This window comes from Arenibacter palladensis (assembly GCF_900129275.1).
Taxonomy (GTDB): domain Bacteria; phylum Bacteroidota; class Bacteroidia; order Flavobacteriales; family Flavobacteriaceae; genus Arenibacter; species Arenibacter palladensis.
On sequence record NZ_FQUX01000015.1, the window covers coordinates 18,684 to 39,123 of the forward strand.

Consider the following 20,440-nt stretch of genomic DNA (forward strand, 5'->3'; position numbering starts at 1 on the left):
GACAAAAACCTATGGCCAACCTACAAAAAGTAACTATTTCGAATAGGATATTCGGTAGTATTACAATACAAATCGCCATACAAATTAAGATTGGGCCTACTAGTTCTGAACCTTATTGATATATGTAAAATAGGGGCTCCTACTGCAATCCCCAATTTTTTAGCGATATCCACACTGGCTTTTACCGACCTTAACTCCTGCTCCGCACCCATAATCTCAATTAAGTATTCCTGACTGAGGGTCTTAAAGAAAGATCCCTCCACAAATTCGTTAGACTTTATTGGCTCCAACGCGTTCAAAGCATACCAATTGTTTTCCAAAACCACGGGTTTGTCATCTATATAACGAACTCTTTGAAAATATACACATTGTGAACTTTTTTCATCTTCCGACAACGGAAAAACTATTAAAGGGTCCCACGCCACAATTTTGGGCTCTTCGGTTACCTTAGTTTTTACCTTGTAATCTGTAGAACCGGAAAATCCTTTTACCGACAAAAGGCCCAAGTACTTTCCCCTTTCAAGTACTTTACTGCCCTTACCATGTTCCTTCTCAATAAATCCTTCCTTCAACAGTTCGTCCAAAGCCTTTCTAACGGTTGTTCTAGTGGTACCGAATTGCACACAAAATTCATTTTCCGAAGGCAAGTAACTACCAGGGGGATATTTTTGAGTTTGTATCCTCTTTTTAATGTACTCTTGAATCTGATGGTATTTCTTTATCTTACCCACTTTCTATCTTCAGCTATCAATGCCTAATTTTATTGTCTTTCAGTCGCCGTGCAATAGTAATATTTGTGAAAACCACTTTACACATACTACCCACATTGTACAGACAAGTTAAATATTGGAAGAATTTCACACTTGTACTCACCACAAAAATAAACTATCCCTTCCATGTTTCCTAACCCATTCATCCAAACGACATAATCCTATAAGATTCATACATATTGTTGAACTTCAAAAATTGATATATTAATTTGATTTTCAATATTCTACAATGAAAACAAGCAATGAGGCCCCCAGAACCCACCTTAACGACCACTCATCCCCTGCCATAGCTATGACAATCCATCCAAACCTTCATAAAGCCTAGAATGGACCACTTAATTATTCAAGGAAAACTTCCAATTATTTGAAATTAAATTTTAACTTGTATGCACATGTTAAAATTATCATTTTTATGGCATCTGATAGGAGAATTAAAAACCGTTTAGCATCCCTGATAATTTCCACTACCATAGTCTGCTCCTATACAAGTTGCAAGGATACTAGAAATGCCGACTACACTACCCCTGAACTTAATTTCGAGACCAGTATTGAGAATGATTTCAGTGTGCCGAAGGGCTGGCAAATAACTTTATGGGCAGAATCCCCCTCCTTATACAACCCTACCAATATGGATGTTGATGAAAAGGGAAGGATATGGGTCACGGAAGCTGTTAATTATAGGGATTTCAATAACGACCCAAAACACCATCTGAATTTCGAAAAGGGGGATCGGGTAATGATTTTGGAAGACACCGATGGGGACGGGATTAGCGACACCTCCAAAGTGTTTGTTCAGGATAAAGATCTTGTAGCCCCCTTGGGCATAGCGGTCATCGGGAACAAGGTGTTCGTTTCCTGCGCCCCTACATTGTTTGTTTATACCGATGAAAATGGTGATGATGTGCCCGACAAAAAAGAAGCTTTTCTTACCGGGTTTGGGGGTTTTGACCACGACCACAGCTTACATTCACTCGTAGTAGGTCCGGATGGAAAATGGTATTTCAATACTGGAAATGCCGGACCCCACAATGTTACAGATAAAGCTGGATGGCAACTCCGATCCGGCAGTGTTTACACCGGCGGAACGCCATACAATGATAAAAACGAGCCCGCACAGCTCAGTGATGACGGGCGAATTTGGGTGGGAGGCCTTGCCTTGAGAGTGAACAATGACGGAACCGGCCTTGAAGTTGTAGGTCATAATTTCAGGAATTCTTACGAAGTTGCCTTGGATTCTTATGGCAATATGTGGCAAAACGACAATGATGACCAGGTAGTAACCTGTAGGGTAAGTTGGCTTATGGAAGGCGGCAATGCAGGATATTTCAATGCCAACGGTAAACGAACATGGCAAGCAGATCGTAAACCCGACCAGGACATTTTTTCTGCCCATTGGCACCAAGAAGATCCCGGGGTTATGCCTGCCGGGGACAATACAGGGGCCGGATCACCTACTGGAGTAGTCGTTTACGAAGGGGATGCCTTTGGCCCGGAATATCGTGGAATGCTATTAAGTGCCGATGCCGGACGCAACGTTATATTTGCCTACCAGCCCTCTCCTAATGGGGCTGGATTTGATTTGAAAAGGCACGATTTAATTACCTCTACCCAAGAATCTACCGAGGCCTATGTATGGAACGATATCGATGAGGACAAACGCAAATGGTTTAGGCCAAGCGATGTTACCGTTGGAACCGATGGCGCCATATACATTGCCGATTGGTACGATCCAGTAGTTGGGGGCCACCAAATGATGGACACTATTGGCTACGGCCGAATTTATAGAATTAGCCCAAAAGGAAAAGAACTAAAAACCCCACAAATAGATCTAAGTACCATTGATGGTCAAATTACCGCCCTTCTAAATCCAGCTGTAAATGTTCGAAGTCAGGGCTTTGAAAAATTATTGGAGCAAGGTGAACGGGTGGTGGGCAAGGTTAAAAAATTATTGGAGTCGGACAATCCCTATCATCGAGCAAGGGCCATCTGGTTATTGTCCAAACTAGGCCCCCAAGGAAAATCCATTGTAAAAAACGTTTTAAAAAATGAATCGGATCCCCGATTAAGGATTGTGGCTTACAGAGCGCTGAAAGATGATGCGGAATCCTTTAAAAAACATGCAGCAATAGCTATCAATGACCCCTCTCCCCAAGTAAGAAGGGAAGTGGCCATTTCTTTTCGCGACAAGACATGGGAAGAAATCGGACCTTTCATCCAAGAACTATTTGAAGGTTACAACGGCAATGACCCCTGGTACCTTGAAACTTTGGGCATGGCTATGGATGGCAAGGAAGAATTAGCTTATGCCGAGTTGCTTTCCAATCAGCCCGAAGATCCTTTATATTGGTCCAATACCTTTGCCTCCCTCGTATGGCGACTACATCCCAAATCTGCCATTAATGCACTAAAGGAAAGGGCCCTGGCCGAAAGTCTATCTCCCGATCTAAAAAAACAGGCAGTAGATGCCCTGGCCTTTATTAATGAAACTGAAGCGGTCGCGGCTATGCTGGCCATACATAAATCCAGTACGGACGAAAGGGTAAAGGAAATGTCCCAGTATTGGCTCGACTTCAGAAAAAGTAACGATTGGTATGCCCTTTGGGCCTGGGAAACGGAAAAAGGGGAAGGATTCCGTGTTCCGGATGATATTGCCCAACTCAACGAAATACTTTTAAACCAAGACACACCAACAAAACAAAAGATCGACGCCGGTAAAGAGATGGCCGGAAGTTTAATAGGTGGACGCCTCTTAATTAGTTTAGCCGCCAATAATCAGCTTTCCAATGAAGTTATCAATGGGGTATCCGAGGCTATTTTTAACAATCCTGAATTGGAAATAAGAACTTTGGCCAGTGAACATTTTAAAAAATCCGGGGAAAGACCATTTTCGATTACCTCCATTTTAGAATTGACAAATGATGTCTCAAAAGGGGAAAATATTTTTCTAACAAAATGCACCAGCTGCCATAAAAACGGAACTACTGGTAATGACATTGGACCAGACCTATCGTCGATTGGGGAAAAATTCGACAAAACAGCTTTGTTGGATGCCATTATTAATCCAAACGCCTCCATCGTATTTGGTTATGAACCAATTATGATAAAAACCAAAAGTGGTCAGGCCCTGTACGGCTTTCTTCTTTCAGAGGGCGAAACCACTGTCCTAAAGGATATGACCGGAAAACAGATGGTTATAGCCGCGGATGATATAGAAAGCAAAGAGAACATAAAAATGGGCATAATGCCAAATGCATTTGCCTTAGGCCTTACGGAACAAGATCTGGCCAATTTATCCGCCTACTTATTGACCTTAAAGAATAGTACGCTATAGACTGAAACAACATTAAACGAACTATGTTATGAGCGCTACAATAACTAGAAGGGATGTATTAAAATCCTCAGTTGGCATACTTGGCCTAAGTGTTTTGGGAGCCTATGAGGCGTTTGCCAATGACAAAAATAGGCGATTTAAGATTGATTGGGGCCTGCGATTGGTCCATCCAGAAAATGTCGGAGGTAGAAGCCATAAGGGTTGGCAAAAATATTGGACTGGACGGTGTTCAGATCAGCTTGGGAACATTGACCAATAATATGCACCTAAGGCAAGCCAGCATTCAACAACAGTACAAGGATGCCTGCTCAGAGTACGGCATGAGTATAGGTGGTATAGCCATTGGAGAAATGAACAATATCCCTTATAAATCGGACCCTCGCGCTGAACAATGGGTATGGGACAGTATTGATGTAGCTAAAAGAATGAATGTTAATGTAGTTCTACTGGCTTTCTTTCATAATGGAGATCTTAAAAATGACAAGAAAGGCACTCAGGAAACGATTCAAAGGCTAAAGAAAGTAAGCAAAAAAGCAGAGGACCATGGTGTCATCTTAGGTATAGAATCTTGGTTAAGCGCCGAAGAGCATATGGAAATCATAAATGACGTTGGGTCACCAAACGTACAAGTGTATTACGATGTGGCCAACTCCAACAAAATGGGGTACAATATTTATGACGAAATCAGATGGCTGGGCAAAAAACACATCTGTGAACTTCATGCCAAAGAGAACGGGTATTTATTAGGGCAGGGAAAAATAAATTTTGAAGAAGTAAAAAAAGCGATTGATGATATCGGCTATGAAGGATGGATACATATAGAAGGGGCCGTTCCCGAAAATGCTGATATGTTTGATAGTTATGTTTTGAACAACAAATATATCAGGTCGGTTTTAAAATAAAGCCTTAGACTTATCATATCTAATCATATCTAAGTCCAGTCTTTTACGTTTCGGAAAAAATTAATAGAATTAGCTTTCATTAACAATAGAAAGGATCAAAAAAAAAGGATTCTCCAGTTCTCCATTAACATGGTTGACATTAAAAACTTAAAGTGAAACTTATTGGCTTTAGAAAAACCAAAAAAGGCTTCCAATTTCTTGGAAGCCTTGTCTTTGTTACTGTGGGCCCTACTGGGTTCGAACCAGTGACCCCCTGCTTGTAAGACCCAGATTTCATCCTACAAATCAATGCAAAACACATCATATTATATTGATTTCCATATACTTATTTTGTTTTTAATAAAATTGGATATCATTTGATATCAAATGATATCCAAAAAAAGTGAGCCTAAAGTGAGCCTTATTTTTTCCTAAATTTAAGTGAAATTAAGGCTACAATGGCAAAGGTTAGGTTGATATTGGACACCAGAAAATCGGCAAAAAGTTCGACCAATGGATTGTACCCAGTGGCCATCCGACTATTTCATAAAAAGACAAGGATCATTCGCCTACCCTATCATTGTCCCAAATCAGGATGGGACGAACGGTATATGCGTATGAAAAAGTCCACTTTCAAAAATAGGCACATGGATTGTGACAAGGCCAACGAAAAAATGTATACCAACTGCATACGGCCCACAAGCTTATCACCGATATGGGTGACAGCATCAACTCCATTGATGTCGACACACTGGTCCAGTACATACATCAAGCATGGGACAAAAAAGTGGATACCAAAATACGGGACGATATTGATATCGGTATTACCCTCGGGGAGTGGGGAAAAGTGATCATCGACAGAAAACTAATGTCCAACAAACCCAGCACAGCGGCCTGGTATGCCGGGGCCATTAGGACACTTACCAAATTCAACAAGGGAAAAGATCCGAGATTGAACCAAATAACCGTTACCTTTTTGACCAATTTCCAAATTGTACAGGAGGCGAAGGGTAACTCCAAAAATGGGGTAAGCGCCTATTTGAGGGCCATAAGGGCCGTATACAACAGCGCTATCAAGGAAGACAAGTATTACACGAAAAAGAACCCGTTCCAGCATTATAAAATACCAACTTCCAGGCGGACCAAGAAAAAAGCCGTCAAAAAAGCCGACCTCATAAAGATCAGGGAGGTACACTAATCCAAGGGCAGTCCCGTATGGCATGCCAAAAACTATGCCTTGGTCATGTTCAACTGCAGGGGAATGAATTTTGTTGACCTGGTAAAACTGAAGGTAAGCGACATACACCAAGACCGCATATTCTATGGCCGTAGCAAAACCGGTGATCAGATATCCGTCCGCATAACCGAAGAACTTTCGGAAATATTGGGCTGTTACACCGTGGGCAAAGCTAAGGACGATTACCTTTTCCCTGCAAATTATTATGGTAGTACAAGACATTATGAAAAATACAAGACCCTAAGACGCAGGATGAACGGGCATCTCAAGACCATTGCCAAGGATGCCGGAATAGAAGAGCACTTTACAACCTATACCATACGCCATTCCTGGGCCACCATTGCCAAATATATGGGAATACCTACAAAAGTTATCAGCGAAGGACTTGGCCACAATTCCCTTAAAACGACCCAGATCTATTTACGAAGTTTCACCAACCACGTTTTAGATGATGCTAATGAAATGGTGGTTTCTTAGGTATTAGTTTAATAAAAAAATTGCCTCCCTTTTTCATTAACCAAGATACCTTTATATTATTCTACTACTCTACCTAAACCGTTTTCAAAATGTTTCTAAAGTGTTTCCGTATTCACCTGCAGAGAATCGTTATTTTCAATTGAACATTTATTGTTGGCTTTAATTTTTCAATACAATATCATCTAAACAATTTGCCAAACTTTATTGTTATATAAAAAACTATTAATTTTAATTGGATCTGTTTTTAGTTATACTATTAATTTTAATATAGAATTTAACCTCATTGCCCTACTTAATTTTTTAAAAAATTAAATGGGTCTTCAAGTGAATGCATTGGCTCTGTAAACCATTTTGGGCCTTCATCGGACATGTATATATGATCTTCATGGCGAATACCAAATTTATTTGGAACGCAAATCATGGGCTCGTTACTAAAACACATTCCTGGTTCTAAAACCGTTTCGTCATTTTTTACAATATAAGGCCATTCGTGGATATCCAGGCCTATTCCATGACCGGTTCTGTGGGGCAATCCTGGAAGTTCATATTCCGGTCCTAAACCATGGGATTCAAGAACGGCACGGGATGCTTCATCTATGGAAGCACATGATTGTCCTAACCGAGCAGCATAAAAAGCAGCTTGTTGGGTTGCTTTTTCTATTTTCCAAATTCTTTTTTGTAATTCCGATGCCTCACCAAAAACATAGGTCCGTGTAATATCTGATAAATAATCATGTAGTCTACAACCAGTATCTATTAAAACCACCTCACCCTCTTCCAAATTCTTTGGTGATTTTACCCCATGTGGAAAAGAACTATCTACACCAAACAACACAATGCAAAAATAAGACCCTGAAGAAACCCCATAACGGATATGTGCTTCATTTATAAAATCTGTAATTTCCTTTGCACTGATACCAACCCTTAAAATGCGGGCAACTGCCTTTTGCACCTCTAGAGTAATATTCATCGCTTGTTGGATAATAGCTATTTCTGATGGTGATTTTATCATTCTGCAACCGGCAGTAATAGGTTTGGCATCGACTAACTTTAATCTGGAATTTGCTTTTAATATACCATTCGTCACAAAAAACGGTGTTACTTCATCCATAAAGACTTCACCTTCACCTACTCCTTTTTCCGCGACTATATTTGCAAATAATTCATAAGGGCTTGAATGCTCCTTCCAACAATTAATATGTCCTTCTATAAGCATAAAATCCAGTAAAGTACCTTTTTCAAACTCCGGGGCAATATATTCCAAAGTGCCATTAGAAAATAGCAACGCACCTACCATGCGCTCGCTTGAGTTCCATCGCATTCCTGTAAAATAGTACAAATTTGTTCCGGCATGCAAATACATAACTTTCACATTATGATCATTCATTAAATCGCATGCCTTTTTAATTCGATCCTTAAATTCTTCTTTTTGAATAGGATTAACCAAATGTGCCATGGGCTTTATAGCCTTTAACTCTTTTTCAATTGTTGAACTTCCAATTCCCATTTTTCCCATAAAACTTCCTTAATTTCTCATTAAACCTTCAATCTCTTCCATTTCAATTGGCATATCCTTGGTAAGATTGATTTGCCCTACATCAGTTATTAAATAATCATTTTCCAAACGACAACCAATACCTTCCTCTGCTATATAAATACCTGGCTCACACGTAAGTACCATACCAGGCTCAAAAACTCTGGAATACAAACCAACATCATGAACATCAAGTCCAATATAATGCGCTGTACCATGCATTAAATATTTTCTATACAACGGATTTTCAGGGTCTTGATGCGCTACATCTTTTATATCGAGTAATCCCAATTTAATAAGTTCCGTTTCAATGAGGCTTCCCATATTCCTTTCGTAGGTAACATGCCCGACCCCTGGCTTTAAAAGTTTACTTCCTTCCTGTAGGCAATGAAGTACCGATGTATAAACTTCTTTTTGCCTATCGGAAAACTTTCCATTTACGGGAAAACAACGGGTTGTATCGCTATTATAATTACCATAGCAAACCCCAAAATCCAATAAAACCATATCACCTTCCCTGCAAACAGAATCATTTGAATTGTAATGCAATGCACAGGCGTTTTTACCAGATGCCACGATAGGCTTAAAAGCATGCCCTGAAGCTCCTGCCTTTGTAAAACGATATATCAATTCCGCTTCCAGCTCATACTCCTGTACATTTGGTTTTGTGGCTTTTAGAACATGCTTAAATCCATCTACACTTATGGCTGCGGCTTTTTTTATTAAATCGACTTCTTCCACGGATTTAACAGGTCTTAATGACCTGGTTATTTTTGCCGCTCTATAATATTCGTGTAATGGATACTTTTTTTTGCACCATGAAATCATTCGGTCTTGTTGTGTTTCTTGGTCATTGGTAATACGCTTTAAATGCTCGTTGTGCCCTAAATAAAAACTATCAGCCTCAAAGGCCATGTATTGCAATATTTTTTCAAAATCCTGTACCCATTCCACACGAGCAATCCCAGAAATATCAGAAGCTTCTTGCTTTGTTAATTTATCACCATCCCATATTTTAACATGTTCATTGGTTTCCTTTATAAAAAGAATTTCTTTGTTCCCTTCTTTATAAGCATCCGGGTACATCACTAATATAGTTTCCTCTTGGTCTATCCCTGATAGGTAAAACAAATCACTATTTTGAGCAAACCCCATAGTACCGTCCGCGTTGGTATGCTTTACGTCGTTCGACACCAAGATGGCGATAGAATTTGGTTTTAACTTAGCAGCAAAACTGATTCTATTCTTTACAAATAAAGTATTGGGTATTGGGCTATATCTCATATATTAAAAAGTTCTATCAGGGTGAAAAGGCGTAAGGTCTAAAACTGTTTTTTTATCCGAAATAATTTGCGAAACCAGTTTTCCCGTTGCTGGCCCTAGACTCCACCCCATCATAGCATGGCCAGTTGCAATGGTTAAATTATCGCATTTTGAAGATTTACCAATATATGGCAAACCGTCTGGCGTGCATGGGCACAACCCACATTGTGCAGCTTCCTTTTCTTCTATGGCTAACTCCAAATTATTATAGTATATTTCTGCAGCTTTCGAAATAGCTTGTATCCGAATAGGATTAATATTATGGTTCATATCGGCAAGTTCCATTGTACCGGCAAAGCGTGTAAATCCATTCATGGGCGTTACAGCCACTTTGGCTTCACATAAGATAGCCGGAATTGTTATATATGTTTCTCGATAAACGTTGATACTATACCCTTTACCTGCTTGAACCGGTATTTTCAACCCTAACTTTTTTGATATTAAAGGACTCCAACCTCCTGCAGCCAAAACCACCTCATCACAAGTAAGTACTTGCTTATCCGTAATCACTCTTGAAATACCAGAATTGGCTATTTCAAAATCCCCTACCCTTTCATTTGAAAAAAACACAACACCTTTGGACTTTAAATAACTTAACAATTCAGCCATAAAATTATCTGGTGTCAAATGTGCATCAGAATGGTAATATATTGCTCCCCTTATATTCAATTTAGCTTGGGGCTCTAAATTTTCAACTTCTTTTGTTGATAATTTTTCTATCTTCAAACCTTCTTTAATACCTCGTTGGCCAATTTCCCATTCTGCTTCTCCTTTTTTATCAGTTTTATAGCACATTAAAAGACCTTTGCGTTCATACTGAAAATTAAAGTCATTTGAAGCTTTCATTTCCTCATATAAATCACGGCTCAACAAATTTATCTCCTTTATGGGCTTTATTGCTTTTACTACTTTTGAAACTGTTGCTGACTTTTTAAAGGCCCATGACCATTTTAGGAAATCAATGTCTAAACGGGGCTTGACATAAAAAGGACTTGAGGCATTGAACATCCATTTAATTCCTTTTGATATCATTCCGGGTACTGCCAAGGGAATAAAATGACTCGTTGTTATATAGCCAGCATTCACGTATGATGCTCCGGTTTTGAAATTGGACCTATCTATAACCATAACTTGATGACCTGCTTTTTGAAGATAGTATGCAGAACACAACCCTATAATTCCCGCACCTATAATTATTATGTTTTTGCCCATTATGGTTTTAGTTTAAAATCCCATATAGGCTCTTCTCCCAAAAGGTGTTCCACAAAATAATTCCATCTCTTCTTGGTAAAATAATCTTTATATTGCCCAACATAACCATGTCTCTGACTTGGAATAATGAGTAAATCAAATTCCTTATCCGCTTTCACTAAAGCTTCTGCAAATTTAAAGGTCGCGGACGGGTTTACATTGTCATCCAAGCCACCATGTACCAGCAATAATTTTCCTTTTAAATTTTTAGCGTTGCTGATATTGGAAAACGTTTCATAAGTTTCATCCACTGGCCAACCCTGGTACATTTCCGGCCACCATGCCTTTTCCATCCTAAAATCATGGTCTCCAGAACTGGCTACTCCAACTTTATAAATATTTGGAAAAGCCGTCAATGCCCTTCCGGTGTCGTAACCACCTGCAGAATGTCCAAAAATACCCACTCTTTCAGTATCTATCCAATCATACTTTTTACCTAAATATTTGATGGCCAAAACGTGGTCTTCTAAATTATTTCCCATGTTTTTATAGGAGTGGTCTTGGAATTCCTTGGAACGGCCTGAGGTACCCAAACCATCAACCTGCATTACAATAAAGCCCAACTCCGACAAAGCCTGATTAGAGAATGCCACATCAAAAGATTTGGGAAATCTTTGTGTATGTGGACCAGTATACGAGGCATCGATAATGGGATAGGATTTTAAACTATCAAAATTTGAAGGTTTCCAAATAGCACCGTAGATTTTGGTTTTCCCATCTTTTGCCACAAGCTGGAACGTCTCAGGAGCACTCCAGCCTTTATCTATTGCATAGGATGCATCTGCAGAAGTTAATTCGGTCAAAACCTTACCTGTTTTTGAGCTTCTTAATACGGTCACTGTTGGAGTATTTACCGAGGACTGGTTATCTACAATATAATTACCAGCTTTTGAAAATGACACTTGGTGATGCAATTTTTCAGGCGTCAATAGCCTCATCTTTCCCTCTAACGAAACCTTATACAACTGTTGATGATATGGATTACTACCTACTTCACGTCCCGAGGCAAGAACATAAATATCTCCACTTTTCTTGTCGATATATTTAATATCATTGACATAATATTCCCCCTTGCCCAAATGTGATACACGATTACTTTTAAAATCATATAAATACAATTGCCTCCATCCGCTCCTTTCCGAAAGAAATGCTATTTTTCCCTTTTCCTCTAAAAGATGATACTCAAAATTATCAATATTTGTCCCGCTTATTTCTTCTATTAAAATACGTGACTCAGTAGTATTTAAATCAATTTCCTTTACGAATTCTTTTTTAAAACCTCGTGTTCTGTAGTTTGCATAAACCACCCCAGGCCTACCAGACCATTGGATTGAAACGGCATTTATGTGTGTATTCTTGGGAAGTTCTGTTTTCACTTCCTTTTTGGTCCCAATGTTGTAAAATACCGGTTTAAGATGCACCATTGTACTATCTCCAGGAGATCCTCGATAATAAGATAATAATTTTGGCCTGTAAATTGAATCGATACTCCAATCCAGTAAATACATCTTCTCAGCATGTCTCAAATCGACAATATTGGTAGTCAACCATTTTGAATCCGGAGACCAACTTACCCAAAAATGTCTTGGGCGCTCACCATGTTCTCCTTCAATAAGATCAAACCAGCCGTAATTGGAGGCATATTCGTAATTTTCGCTTCCGTCCATGCTCAATTGATGTTCTTCTTCCGATTCAGTAGATCTTATAAATAGATTATGGTCCTTGGAGTAAGCAATCCATTTCCCATCAGGTGATTTACTTTCAAATTCATTGACCTCTGCATCATTTTCCTCTCTTAAAACTTTAATTTCGTAAGATTCAAGATTTAGGACATATGTAGTACCTAAGTTAGTGAATATCAAATTTTCATCACCTAAATACTCCATATTGGTTAACGTAAGATTATTAGCGTGTATCTCCTTTCCAGAGAATTTTGCTAAACTACTTGCCAATCTTTCTTGATCAAACAACGGTTGCTGAATAAAATCTTTAAGGTCCACCTTTTTATATTCAGCACCTTGATTTGAATAATCAACAAACCAAAGTCCTACATTGTTCCTAAACCAATTGGCTTCCGTATGAACATTAAAAATCGTTTTGTTATTATAATTTTCATGGATAAAACCAGTTGCCCTATTATAATCATCAAGTGTTAATTTTTGGGCATATATTGTATTTATTAAAAACAAAAACGCAGTAATAAAAATAATCCTCCTCATTAATTTTAATTGAATTATTAGAAAACATATACCCCTACCAATTGCCACAGGAGACTAATTAACCAAAGATATATGGACGGTGTCTTGCTCCTAGAATATTTTGTAAAACTTACCAATACAGAACTTTGCACTTAATATCCTTTCTGTAATATTTCGAATTTCCCTTATCTTTATTATGCTAATTTTATATTACTGCCCTATCCCTGGAATGTAGAATCGATTTTGATCATAATCTCGTGAAGTAAAAGCACTATAGAGCATCCAACCTTTGGAATAAATCCTTACATCTACAGCCAAACGACAATAACACCACTCCTCACAAGTCAATTTTCTAAATTGCTCATAAAGCGTGGTGTACAACCACATTTCTTCAATCAAAAATCTCGCTATATTTCAAAATACTTGAGGTACCAAAAATTATTTCAAAAAATTGCCTATCAAATACTTTTACAATTTAAACAAGCACAATTGCAAAATAAAAATATAGCAATAATTATACTACTGCATCCAAATTATTATATGCTGGCAACTTTGGTCTTTTTTCCAGGCATTCTTCAATAATCTTCACAACATTTTCACGTTCTTTACCTGCTAGTTTTAGTCTAGGTGCCCTTACATTTTCAGAGCCTATTTTTGTATAAACGGACGCCAATTTTATGTTTTGAACCAACTTAGGGTGAATATCCAATTCCAGCAATGGCATGAACCATCTATAAATATCCAGAGCTTCTTTTATCTTGCCTGCTTTTTGTAATTCGTAAATAGCAACAGTTTCTTCGGGAAAAGCATCAACCAATCCTGCTACCCAACCATCTGCGCCTATAAGCAAACTTTCCAGCGCCAACGTATCCACACCTGTCATAATTGACAATCTATCTCCAAATCTGTTTTTTATACGGGTTACGTTAGTGGTATCTCGAGTCGATTCCTTTACCGCCTGAATATTTGGACATGCCTCAATCAATTCGGCAAACATATCCAAAGTAACTTCTATCTTGTAATCTACAGGGTTATTATAAATCATAATCGGCAACAATGTACTATTGGCTATGGCTTTGAAATATTCCACTACTTCTTCATCTCCTGCCTTATAACGCATAGGGGGCAAAACCATTAGTCCTTTAGCTCCATCTTCTTCCGCGGTTTTTGCCAAATTTATTGCTGCCTTTGTTGTTTGCTCAGCTATATTCATTAAAACAGGTACTTTTCCATCCACAAAAGCTACAGTCTCCCTTGTTAAAATACGTCTTTCGTCATCAGTCAGGGTACTTGCTTCTCCCAGAGTACCTCCTAGCACAATTCCATGTACTCCTGCATCTAATTGAGCTTTAATATTTAACTTAAACAAATCTAAGTCCAATTCATCCTTATCTGTAAATTGGGTAGTAACCGCAGGCATAACACCTTTCCAAGATATCTTCATAATTTTGATTTTTATGCCGGTAAAATTACCCCTAAATACATCTTATTGTTTAGCTTATCGTAACAGATTATTATTGAATATTAGCTAATTAGTAGCATTGTCCAATAATTGGATCAGTACATCACCCTCAAAAACATCAATTTACGCAGGACTGACCAATGAGGCATCGGAAGAAAACTATTGACAACATTTCTACGCCAGTCTTCACGGAATTGGAAGGCCCGACTGTTTCGTTCAGTTGGGCAAACGCCTAAGCATTTAAATCTAATTAAGTGAGTAACTTAAATTCACTGATATGACACTAAGAAAAATACACCTAAGTTCTATAATAAAGTTATCCTGGAAACCCTAGAAGAAAGAAAGACCACTCTTAATAGACCCGGAAGTTAAAGATTAGACCACATCAGGTCTAACTTTGAAAATTACAGTATCCTTCCCATGCTATAGCAGTTTAAGATACGGGTTCCAAATCCAGAAAAACAGAAGCTAAGTAAAAAACCGAAAGTCTGCTCAATGTTATGACCTATAGAACCTAGTCAGCCTCTGCAGGTCCTCCCTTCCAGGCTATATAATATACCCAAGGAGGAAAGTAGCCCAAATTTGAACCCCATGCGTCTGATGGACAAGCATGATCCTTATCAGCGTAACCAATTCAACTGAGAGGTTTTTGCAAGCCCAACACTTTTTAATTACTTGCCTATAAACATAGAATATTTGGTGCCCTAAGCCTAAATTTTCACTATTCAGTGCCTTTGATGCTATTTTATACACGCTGGGAGAAATGCGTTTCATCTAACGTAATGGAAAGATAAATTTTCTACACAACCCATAATGCTATCACTTAGCATAAAAACAAAAATATAGCACATTATTTACCCAATTATTATACTATATTACCCAAACTATAGCAAAAATGATTAAAACGTTGTACCTTTTTACAAAGTAATATTAAAACACCCAAACTATGAAAATTCTGCCCTTTAGAATTCCCAAGCCAGAACAGGAGGCTTTGGTTTACCAAGAAGAGTCTGGAGATATTTTCTACAGCCAATTACATCAGCACGCAGAAATACAGATTAGTTATATTGTTTCAGGGGAGGGATCGCTTATTGTGGGTGACACTATTAACGAATTCAAAACCAATGACATACTTGTCATTGGCGAAAATGTTCCCCATGTTTTCAGAAGTGATCCCAAAGGACCATCCAAGTCTATAATGTATACATTGTTCTTCACAAAAGAGTCCTTCGGAAAAGGATTTTTCACCCTATCGGATATGACAAGACTCCAAATCTTTTTTGAAGAATCTATTTACGGTATAAAAATATTATCTGAATGTGAAAGTCTTATTTGGCATTTTAATAGATTAAAATATCAAAGCCGAATCCAACGCATTGCCACTTTAATAAATATACTGGATATTGTAGTTTCTTCCAATAGGCAACCTTTATCTACGTATGTCTATCGAAAAAAATATACAGAAGATGATGGTAACCGCATGAAAAACGTAATTGATTATGCTTTGCGTAATTTTCATAAACCCTTTTCTTTGGATATGGCTGCAGAAAAGGCAAATATGAGCAAAAATGCATTTTGTCGTTACTTCAAAAAGAGAACGGGTAAAACCTTTTTCCAATTCCTCATAGAAATAAGAATTGAACATGCCTGTCGTCTTCTGTTTAAAGACAATGACCTTCCTATCTCAGAAGTCTCTGACCAATGCGGTTTTTTGAATATTGCCAACTTCAATAGAAAATTTAAAGAACTTAAAGGAGCAACACCAACACAATACAGAAACTTTAGCTTAGAAAAATGGAGGAGCAGATTCCCTGAATCCGCTTAGTAATTGGAAGTTACAGCATTTGGCCGTACCCGAGATATTTAGAATTTTGCAAAACACATAAAAAAATCCTACCATGGCAATTTTCATCAAGATTGCGAATTGATTATTATACTATTCACAGAAAGTGCGCCAAAGGATTTGCCTTTGGAGCAAATTACCTTCAACCAACATTGGAATTTATAATACCTATTATATTTCTTTACAATTCCAGTTTAATCATAAAACTTCCAATCCGAGCTAAAATCTTTTGTCAATTTTTGATCCAACATGATGGCTCTTATCATTTCCACCGGCATTGCATTCAGTTTAATGACCTTGTCATGAAACTCCTTTATATCCATTTTTAGGCGGTCCACCATTTCCTCTTTCAAAGCGTAAAATTGACGCCCTCCTGTGAGATATCCCACTTGATAAAGTGGATTACTATTACTGGATAAAGGTCCACGAATCTCACTTTCCGCATTTTTTTGCTCATGTCCAACTTTTTCTACCAGAAAATCAATACACCGTTGTGGTGTCCACTCGCCCATATGAAAATTGAAGGAAAATATAATACGGGCACAGCGGTGCATATGCCAGAACAACATCCCTATTTTCTCCTCAGGCGTTGATGGAAAACCCATATCCCACAATAAGAGTTCCCAATAGAGTGCCCACCCTTCCATCCAAAAGGGAGTATCGAAATTTCGGTAAGTCCTGTTACGGGCATTCATAAAAAACTGCATATTATGTCCGGGAATCAATTCATGGTGTACGGTTGCGAATGAAAAATTGGGGTTATTTCCCCTCATACTCATCATCTTGAATTCATGGTCCATGGTATTCGTGGGATAGGAAACGGTGATATCCCATCCTCCTGTAAAGAAAGCGTTGGTAAGCTGCCTTTCTGGCGACATCATGTACATGCCCCAAACTTCTTCAGTGAGTGGGGAAATTGTGATCAAGTCATTTTTTTTCAGAAAATTAACGGATCTTTCGTAAAGATTCAATATTGCCTCGGGTTGCTTTCCAGGAGGAACATAAGTTTCCTTAACTTGCTCCAAAGCCGCTTTCCAATCATTTCCAAAACCTAATTCTTGGGACGCATTCAACATTTCTTTTTCGCACCATGCAAATTCCTCATTGGCTATTTTTGTGAGGTCTTCTGGTGTGTAAGGAATCATTTGATATTGTAGCAGGCGCATAAGCTCATCACGTCCCACTGGTTTACGGGAAACAATTCCATTTTTGTCCGGTGTTTGTTTTTTCTCGAAAAGCTTGGTATATTCTTTTAATGATGTGTCCAAATATTTATATGTTTTTGAAGTCCACCAAGTGAACATAGGATCATATCCATTATAAAACCCATGAACGTCGGCCAATGTCTGTTGCAACGCATTTCCAACTTCAGTTGCTTTTCTGATGACCAAAACACTAAGGTTATCCACATCTTTTAAAACTTTTTTCAAGGAATCGATCTGGATAAGTATTCCTGACCAATCTTGTGCCACCTTTTGTGAATCGGGCTGAATGCCCCTTCTTCGCAGTTTAAACAAATCATAAACAGTACCACTAAAAGGAAACCATTGGGACACACTGTCCAGCTCTTGTCTTAGCACTTGCGACTGACGCAAATTTTCGTTGAGATCCCTTTTAAAAAGAATATAATCTACCTTACATTCTTGGGACAATCCCTCAAAGTCTATGGCTCTCAATTTGACCAAATATTTCTTGTACAAACGATCCATTCGATCAATCTTTTCTGGATAGGATACAGACGCCAACCCTCTACCTATGGCATAATACGGTCCTAAATTGGGACTATAAAAATTACTGAGCACCTTAGAATCTGCTGCAAAATTTCCCATAAGAAATGGCATCTCCTGGCAGGGAATAAAATCTCCTTTTCTCAATTCTTGGGCAGTAACCATGGATATCAGTAACAAAGCTAAAAATACGGTCATCAATCCATTTCTCGTCGCTATTGCTTGGGTGGGTCGTAAAACTTCCATTGGGCCTTATAGTTTATATTGATTTTCCCATCGGTCATAATGGCTTTTATCATCTCTACCGGCATTGCATTCATGGTGATAATTCTATCATGAAATTCCCTGTTGGTCAATTTTCCACTCTCAACAAGCTCTTTGTGCAAAGCATAAAATTGACGACCTCCCGTTAGGTAGGCCAATTGATACAAAGGAGGATAATTCCCCTCGAAAGAACGTCTTACCTCTCCTTCCGCATTGGCCCGCTCATGGCCAACTCGATCTACCAAAAAGTCAATACATTCCTGAGGGGTCCATTTTCCAATATGGTAGTTCAAGGAAAAAATGATGCGCGCGCAACGGTGCATATGCCAAAAAAGCATCCCTATACGATCTTCGGGTCCCTTAGGAAAATCCATATCCCACAATAAAAGCTCCCAGTATAAAGCCCATCCCTCTGTCCAGAACGGTGTACCGAAATTACGATAGGTGCGGTACCGATTGTTCATAAATGCTTGAAGATTGTGTCCTGCAATCAATTCATGATGGACCGTTGCCTTTGAAAAATGTGGGTTATTCCCGCGCATGCTCATCATTCGTTGTTCATAGGTCATAGAATCTGTAGGGTATGATATACTGATTGCGGACCCTCCAGTAAAAAAGGGGTTCACTAATTGACGCTCTGGAGACATCATAATCATTCCCCAAACCTCTTCCGCCAAGGCGGGAACTGTTATCAAATCGTTATTTTTTAGAAAATCGACGGATTCATTGTAAAGGCGAAGGATCATTTCTGGTTGTTTACCTGGCTCCACATAGGTGTTTTTTACTTTTTCCTGGGCCGCTTTCCAATCCTTGCCAAAACCCATTTCCTTGGACGCCTTTAACAGTTCTGCCTCGCACCAAGCAAATTCCTCATTGGCCAATTTAATTAGTTCCTCCGGAGTATAATCTATCATCTCATACTCAAGTTGTTTCAGCAGCTCTTCCCTGCCTACAGGGTTACCCACAATGCCACTTTCATCCACTGGTTTTCCCTTGTCGATCTTCTTTTTGAACAGGTCGGCATAATCATCAAGACTATTAGTCATGGATTCATATACGGTGGGCATCCACCAGGTAAAAAGAGGATCATATCCGTTGTAAAAAGAGTACACATTTTCAGAAGATTTTTTTAGGTCCTCAATTAAGCGTAACGCTTCTTCAACCTCTACTTTGTTTATGTAAGTGGTTTCTTCAAGTTCCCCTTTTAAGATCTCTATGCTATTTACAACACTGTTCCATTCTTTTGCCATCTTAGTGGCATCGGGTTGGTACCCTCTTCTTCTTCCCTTTAAGTAAGAATATATGTTGTCTGAAAATGGAAACCATTTTTTAATTTTTTGGTAAACCACTTCTTGTTCTTTGGCCTCCATATTTTCCTTTTCAAGATCTCTCTTGAACAAAATGTAATCGACTTTACATTCTTGAGGCAATGAATTAAAATCTAGCTTTCGCAACTTTGCCAAATAGTCCTCGCGCAATTTTGTCAATCTTTCCCTACATTCAGGGGAAACTCCCGCATTTAATTTCCTGCCCCAACGCCCGATTGAGGAAGGAGAATAGTATCGGACCAGCACATTGTAATCTGCACTGTATTTGGTAATTAAATCAGGCATTTCCTCACATGGCACGTACAAAGAAATTTCTTGTGTTTGTGCCGTCAAGGACATTGAAATAGATCCCATTATTAAAAAAAAGGAAGCCACCCATAATTTTTTTTTGTTTCCCATCTCGATAATTGGTTTTGTTTAAAATTATTAAATGCCTTATGAAAATGCCCCGGTCTTATTCGGATAATCGAGTCATCCTGGCATGCTTGAAAACTCAAATTTTCTTGATACCTTAAAGGTATTGTATATTTTAACTGCGAAGTAATCCAATATTAACCGGAATTGATATTATGTTCCCAAACATGGGCTTAAAGTCAAAGAGTTGATACTAAATTTTTAAAGGTCAATTCAAACAAACAATTCCAAAATCCAATTGCCAAATGCACTAAAACTTATAACGCTGATTAATTATAACAAAAAAAGACATAGAATTAAGAAACAATTACCTGATCGTTTTAGAGTGAACTATTTAACTGTAAAAATCCTGGGGCCATCAAAAATTTGATGACCCCAGGCTGCTAACTCAAAAAACAAA

13 protein-coding genes are annotated in these 20,440 nt (G+C 38.4%); 5 read left to right on the plus strand and 8 right to left on the minus strand.

The annotated features are described in order from the left end of the window. Positions 1 to 20: 20 nt before the first annotated feature. Positions 21 to 731, minus strand: coding sequence for a GntR family transcriptional regulator (locus tag BUA60_RS22365; protein WP_072865744.1), 711 nt, complete (start codon positions 729 to 731; stop codon positions 21 to 23). 451 nt (positions 732 to 1,182) lie between these two features. Here BUA60_RS22365 and BUA60_RS22370 point away from each other — a divergent pair, with 451 nt between their 5' ends. The 4 genes from BUA60_RS22370 (at position 1,183) to BUA60_RS22385 (ending at position 6,696) form a co-directional block, all read left to right on the plus strand. After that, positions 1,183 to 4,101: a PVC-type heme-binding CxxCH protein gene (locus tag BUA60_RS22370; RefSeq protein WP_072865774.1), complete on the plus strand. Its 2,919-nt coding sequence runs from the start codon at positions 1,183 to 1,185 to the stop codon at positions 4,099 to 4,101. A 119-nt stretch (positions 4,102 to 4,220) separates the two neighbouring features. After that, complete coding sequence (locus BUA60_RS22375; protein WP_218587960.1) at positions 4,221 to 5,003, plus strand: sugar phosphate isomerase/epimerase family protein; 783 nt, start codon at positions 4,221 to 4,223, stop codon at positions 5,001 to 5,003. A gap of 694 nt (positions 5,004 to 5,697) precedes the next feature. After that, the gene (locus BUA60_RS22380; RefSeq protein ID WP_072865746.1) at positions 5,698 to 6,180 is read left to right on the plus strand and encodes a phage integrase SAM-like domain-containing protein; all 483 of its coding nucleotides are present in this window, start codon (positions 5,698 to 5,700) and stop codon (positions 6,178 to 6,180) included. 63 nt (positions 6,181 to 6,243) lie between these two features. Further along, positions 6,244 to 6,696: a tyrosine-type recombinase/integrase gene (locus BUA60_RS22385; protein ID WP_178347055.1), complete on the plus strand. Its 453-nt coding sequence runs from the start codon at positions 6,244 to 6,246 to the stop codon at positions 6,694 to 6,696. Between the two features lie 292 nt (positions 6,697 to 6,988). Here the strand turns inward: BUA60_RS22385 and BUA60_RS22390 are convergent, their stop codons facing one another. The 5 genes from BUA60_RS22390 to BUA60_RS22410 all read right to left on the minus strand — a co-directional run bounded on the left by BUA60_RS22390 (position 6,989) and on the right by BUA60_RS22410 (position 14,446). Next, a complete protein-coding gene (locus BUA60_RS22390) occupies positions 6,989 to 8,212 on the minus strand; it encodes a M24 family metallopeptidase (RefSeq protein WP_245802607.1) in 1,224 nt (407 codons plus the stop codon). Between the two features lie 9 nt (positions 8,213 to 8,221). Beyond that, positions 8,222 to 9,514 (minus strand): aminopeptidase P N-terminal domain-containing protein, encoded by a 1,293-nt coding sequence (locus BUA60_RS22395; RefSeq protein ID WP_072865750.1) that lies wholly within the window; start codon positions 9,512 to 9,514, stop codon positions 8,222 to 8,224. Positions 9,515 to 9,517: 3 nt separating this feature from the next. Further along, positions 9,518 to 10,765 (minus strand): NAD(P)/FAD-dependent oxidoreductase, encoded by a 1,248-nt coding sequence (locus BUA60_RS22400; protein WP_072865752.1) that lies wholly within the window; start codon positions 10,763 to 10,765, stop codon positions 9,518 to 9,520. After that, complete coding sequence (locus BUA60_RS22405; protein WP_072865754.1) at positions 10,765 to 13,023, minus strand: S9 family peptidase; 2,259 nt, start codon at positions 13,021 to 13,023, stop codon at positions 10,765 to 10,767. Before BUA60_RS22405 ends, BUA60_RS22400 begins: the two co-directional genes overlap by 1 nt. A 493-nt stretch (positions 13,024 to 13,516) precedes the next feature. Beyond that, positions 13,517 to 14,446, minus strand: a complete 930-nt coding sequence (locus tag BUA60_RS22410) for a dihydrodipicolinate synthase family protein (protein WP_072865756.1) — start codon at positions 14,444 to 14,446, stop codon at positions 13,517 to 13,519. A gap of 964 nt (positions 14,447 to 15,410) precedes the next feature. Here BUA60_RS22410 and BUA60_RS22420 point away from each other — a divergent pair. Beyond that, positions 15,411 to 16,289, plus strand: a complete 879-nt coding sequence (locus tag BUA60_RS22420; RefSeq protein WP_072865760.1) for an AraC family transcriptional regulator — start codon at positions 15,411 to 15,413, stop codon at positions 16,287 to 16,289. Positions 16,290 to 16,501: 212 nt separating this feature from the next. Here BUA60_RS22420 and BUA60_RS22425 read toward each other — a convergent pair whose 3' ends face one another. Then, entirely contained in the window at positions 16,502 to 18,280 is a 1,779-nt protein-coding gene (locus tag BUA60_RS22425) for a DUF885 family protein (protein ID WP_245802608.1), read from the minus strand. Continuing rightward, positions 18,250 to 20,025, minus strand: coding sequence for a DUF885 family protein (locus tag BUA60_RS22430; RefSeq protein ID WP_072865764.1), 1,776 nt, complete (start codon positions 20,023 to 20,025; stop codon positions 18,250 to 18,252). The genes BUA60_RS22425 and BUA60_RS22430 overlap by 31 nt, the downstream gene beginning before the upstream one ends. Positions 20,026 to 20,440: the final 415 nt, after the last annotated feature.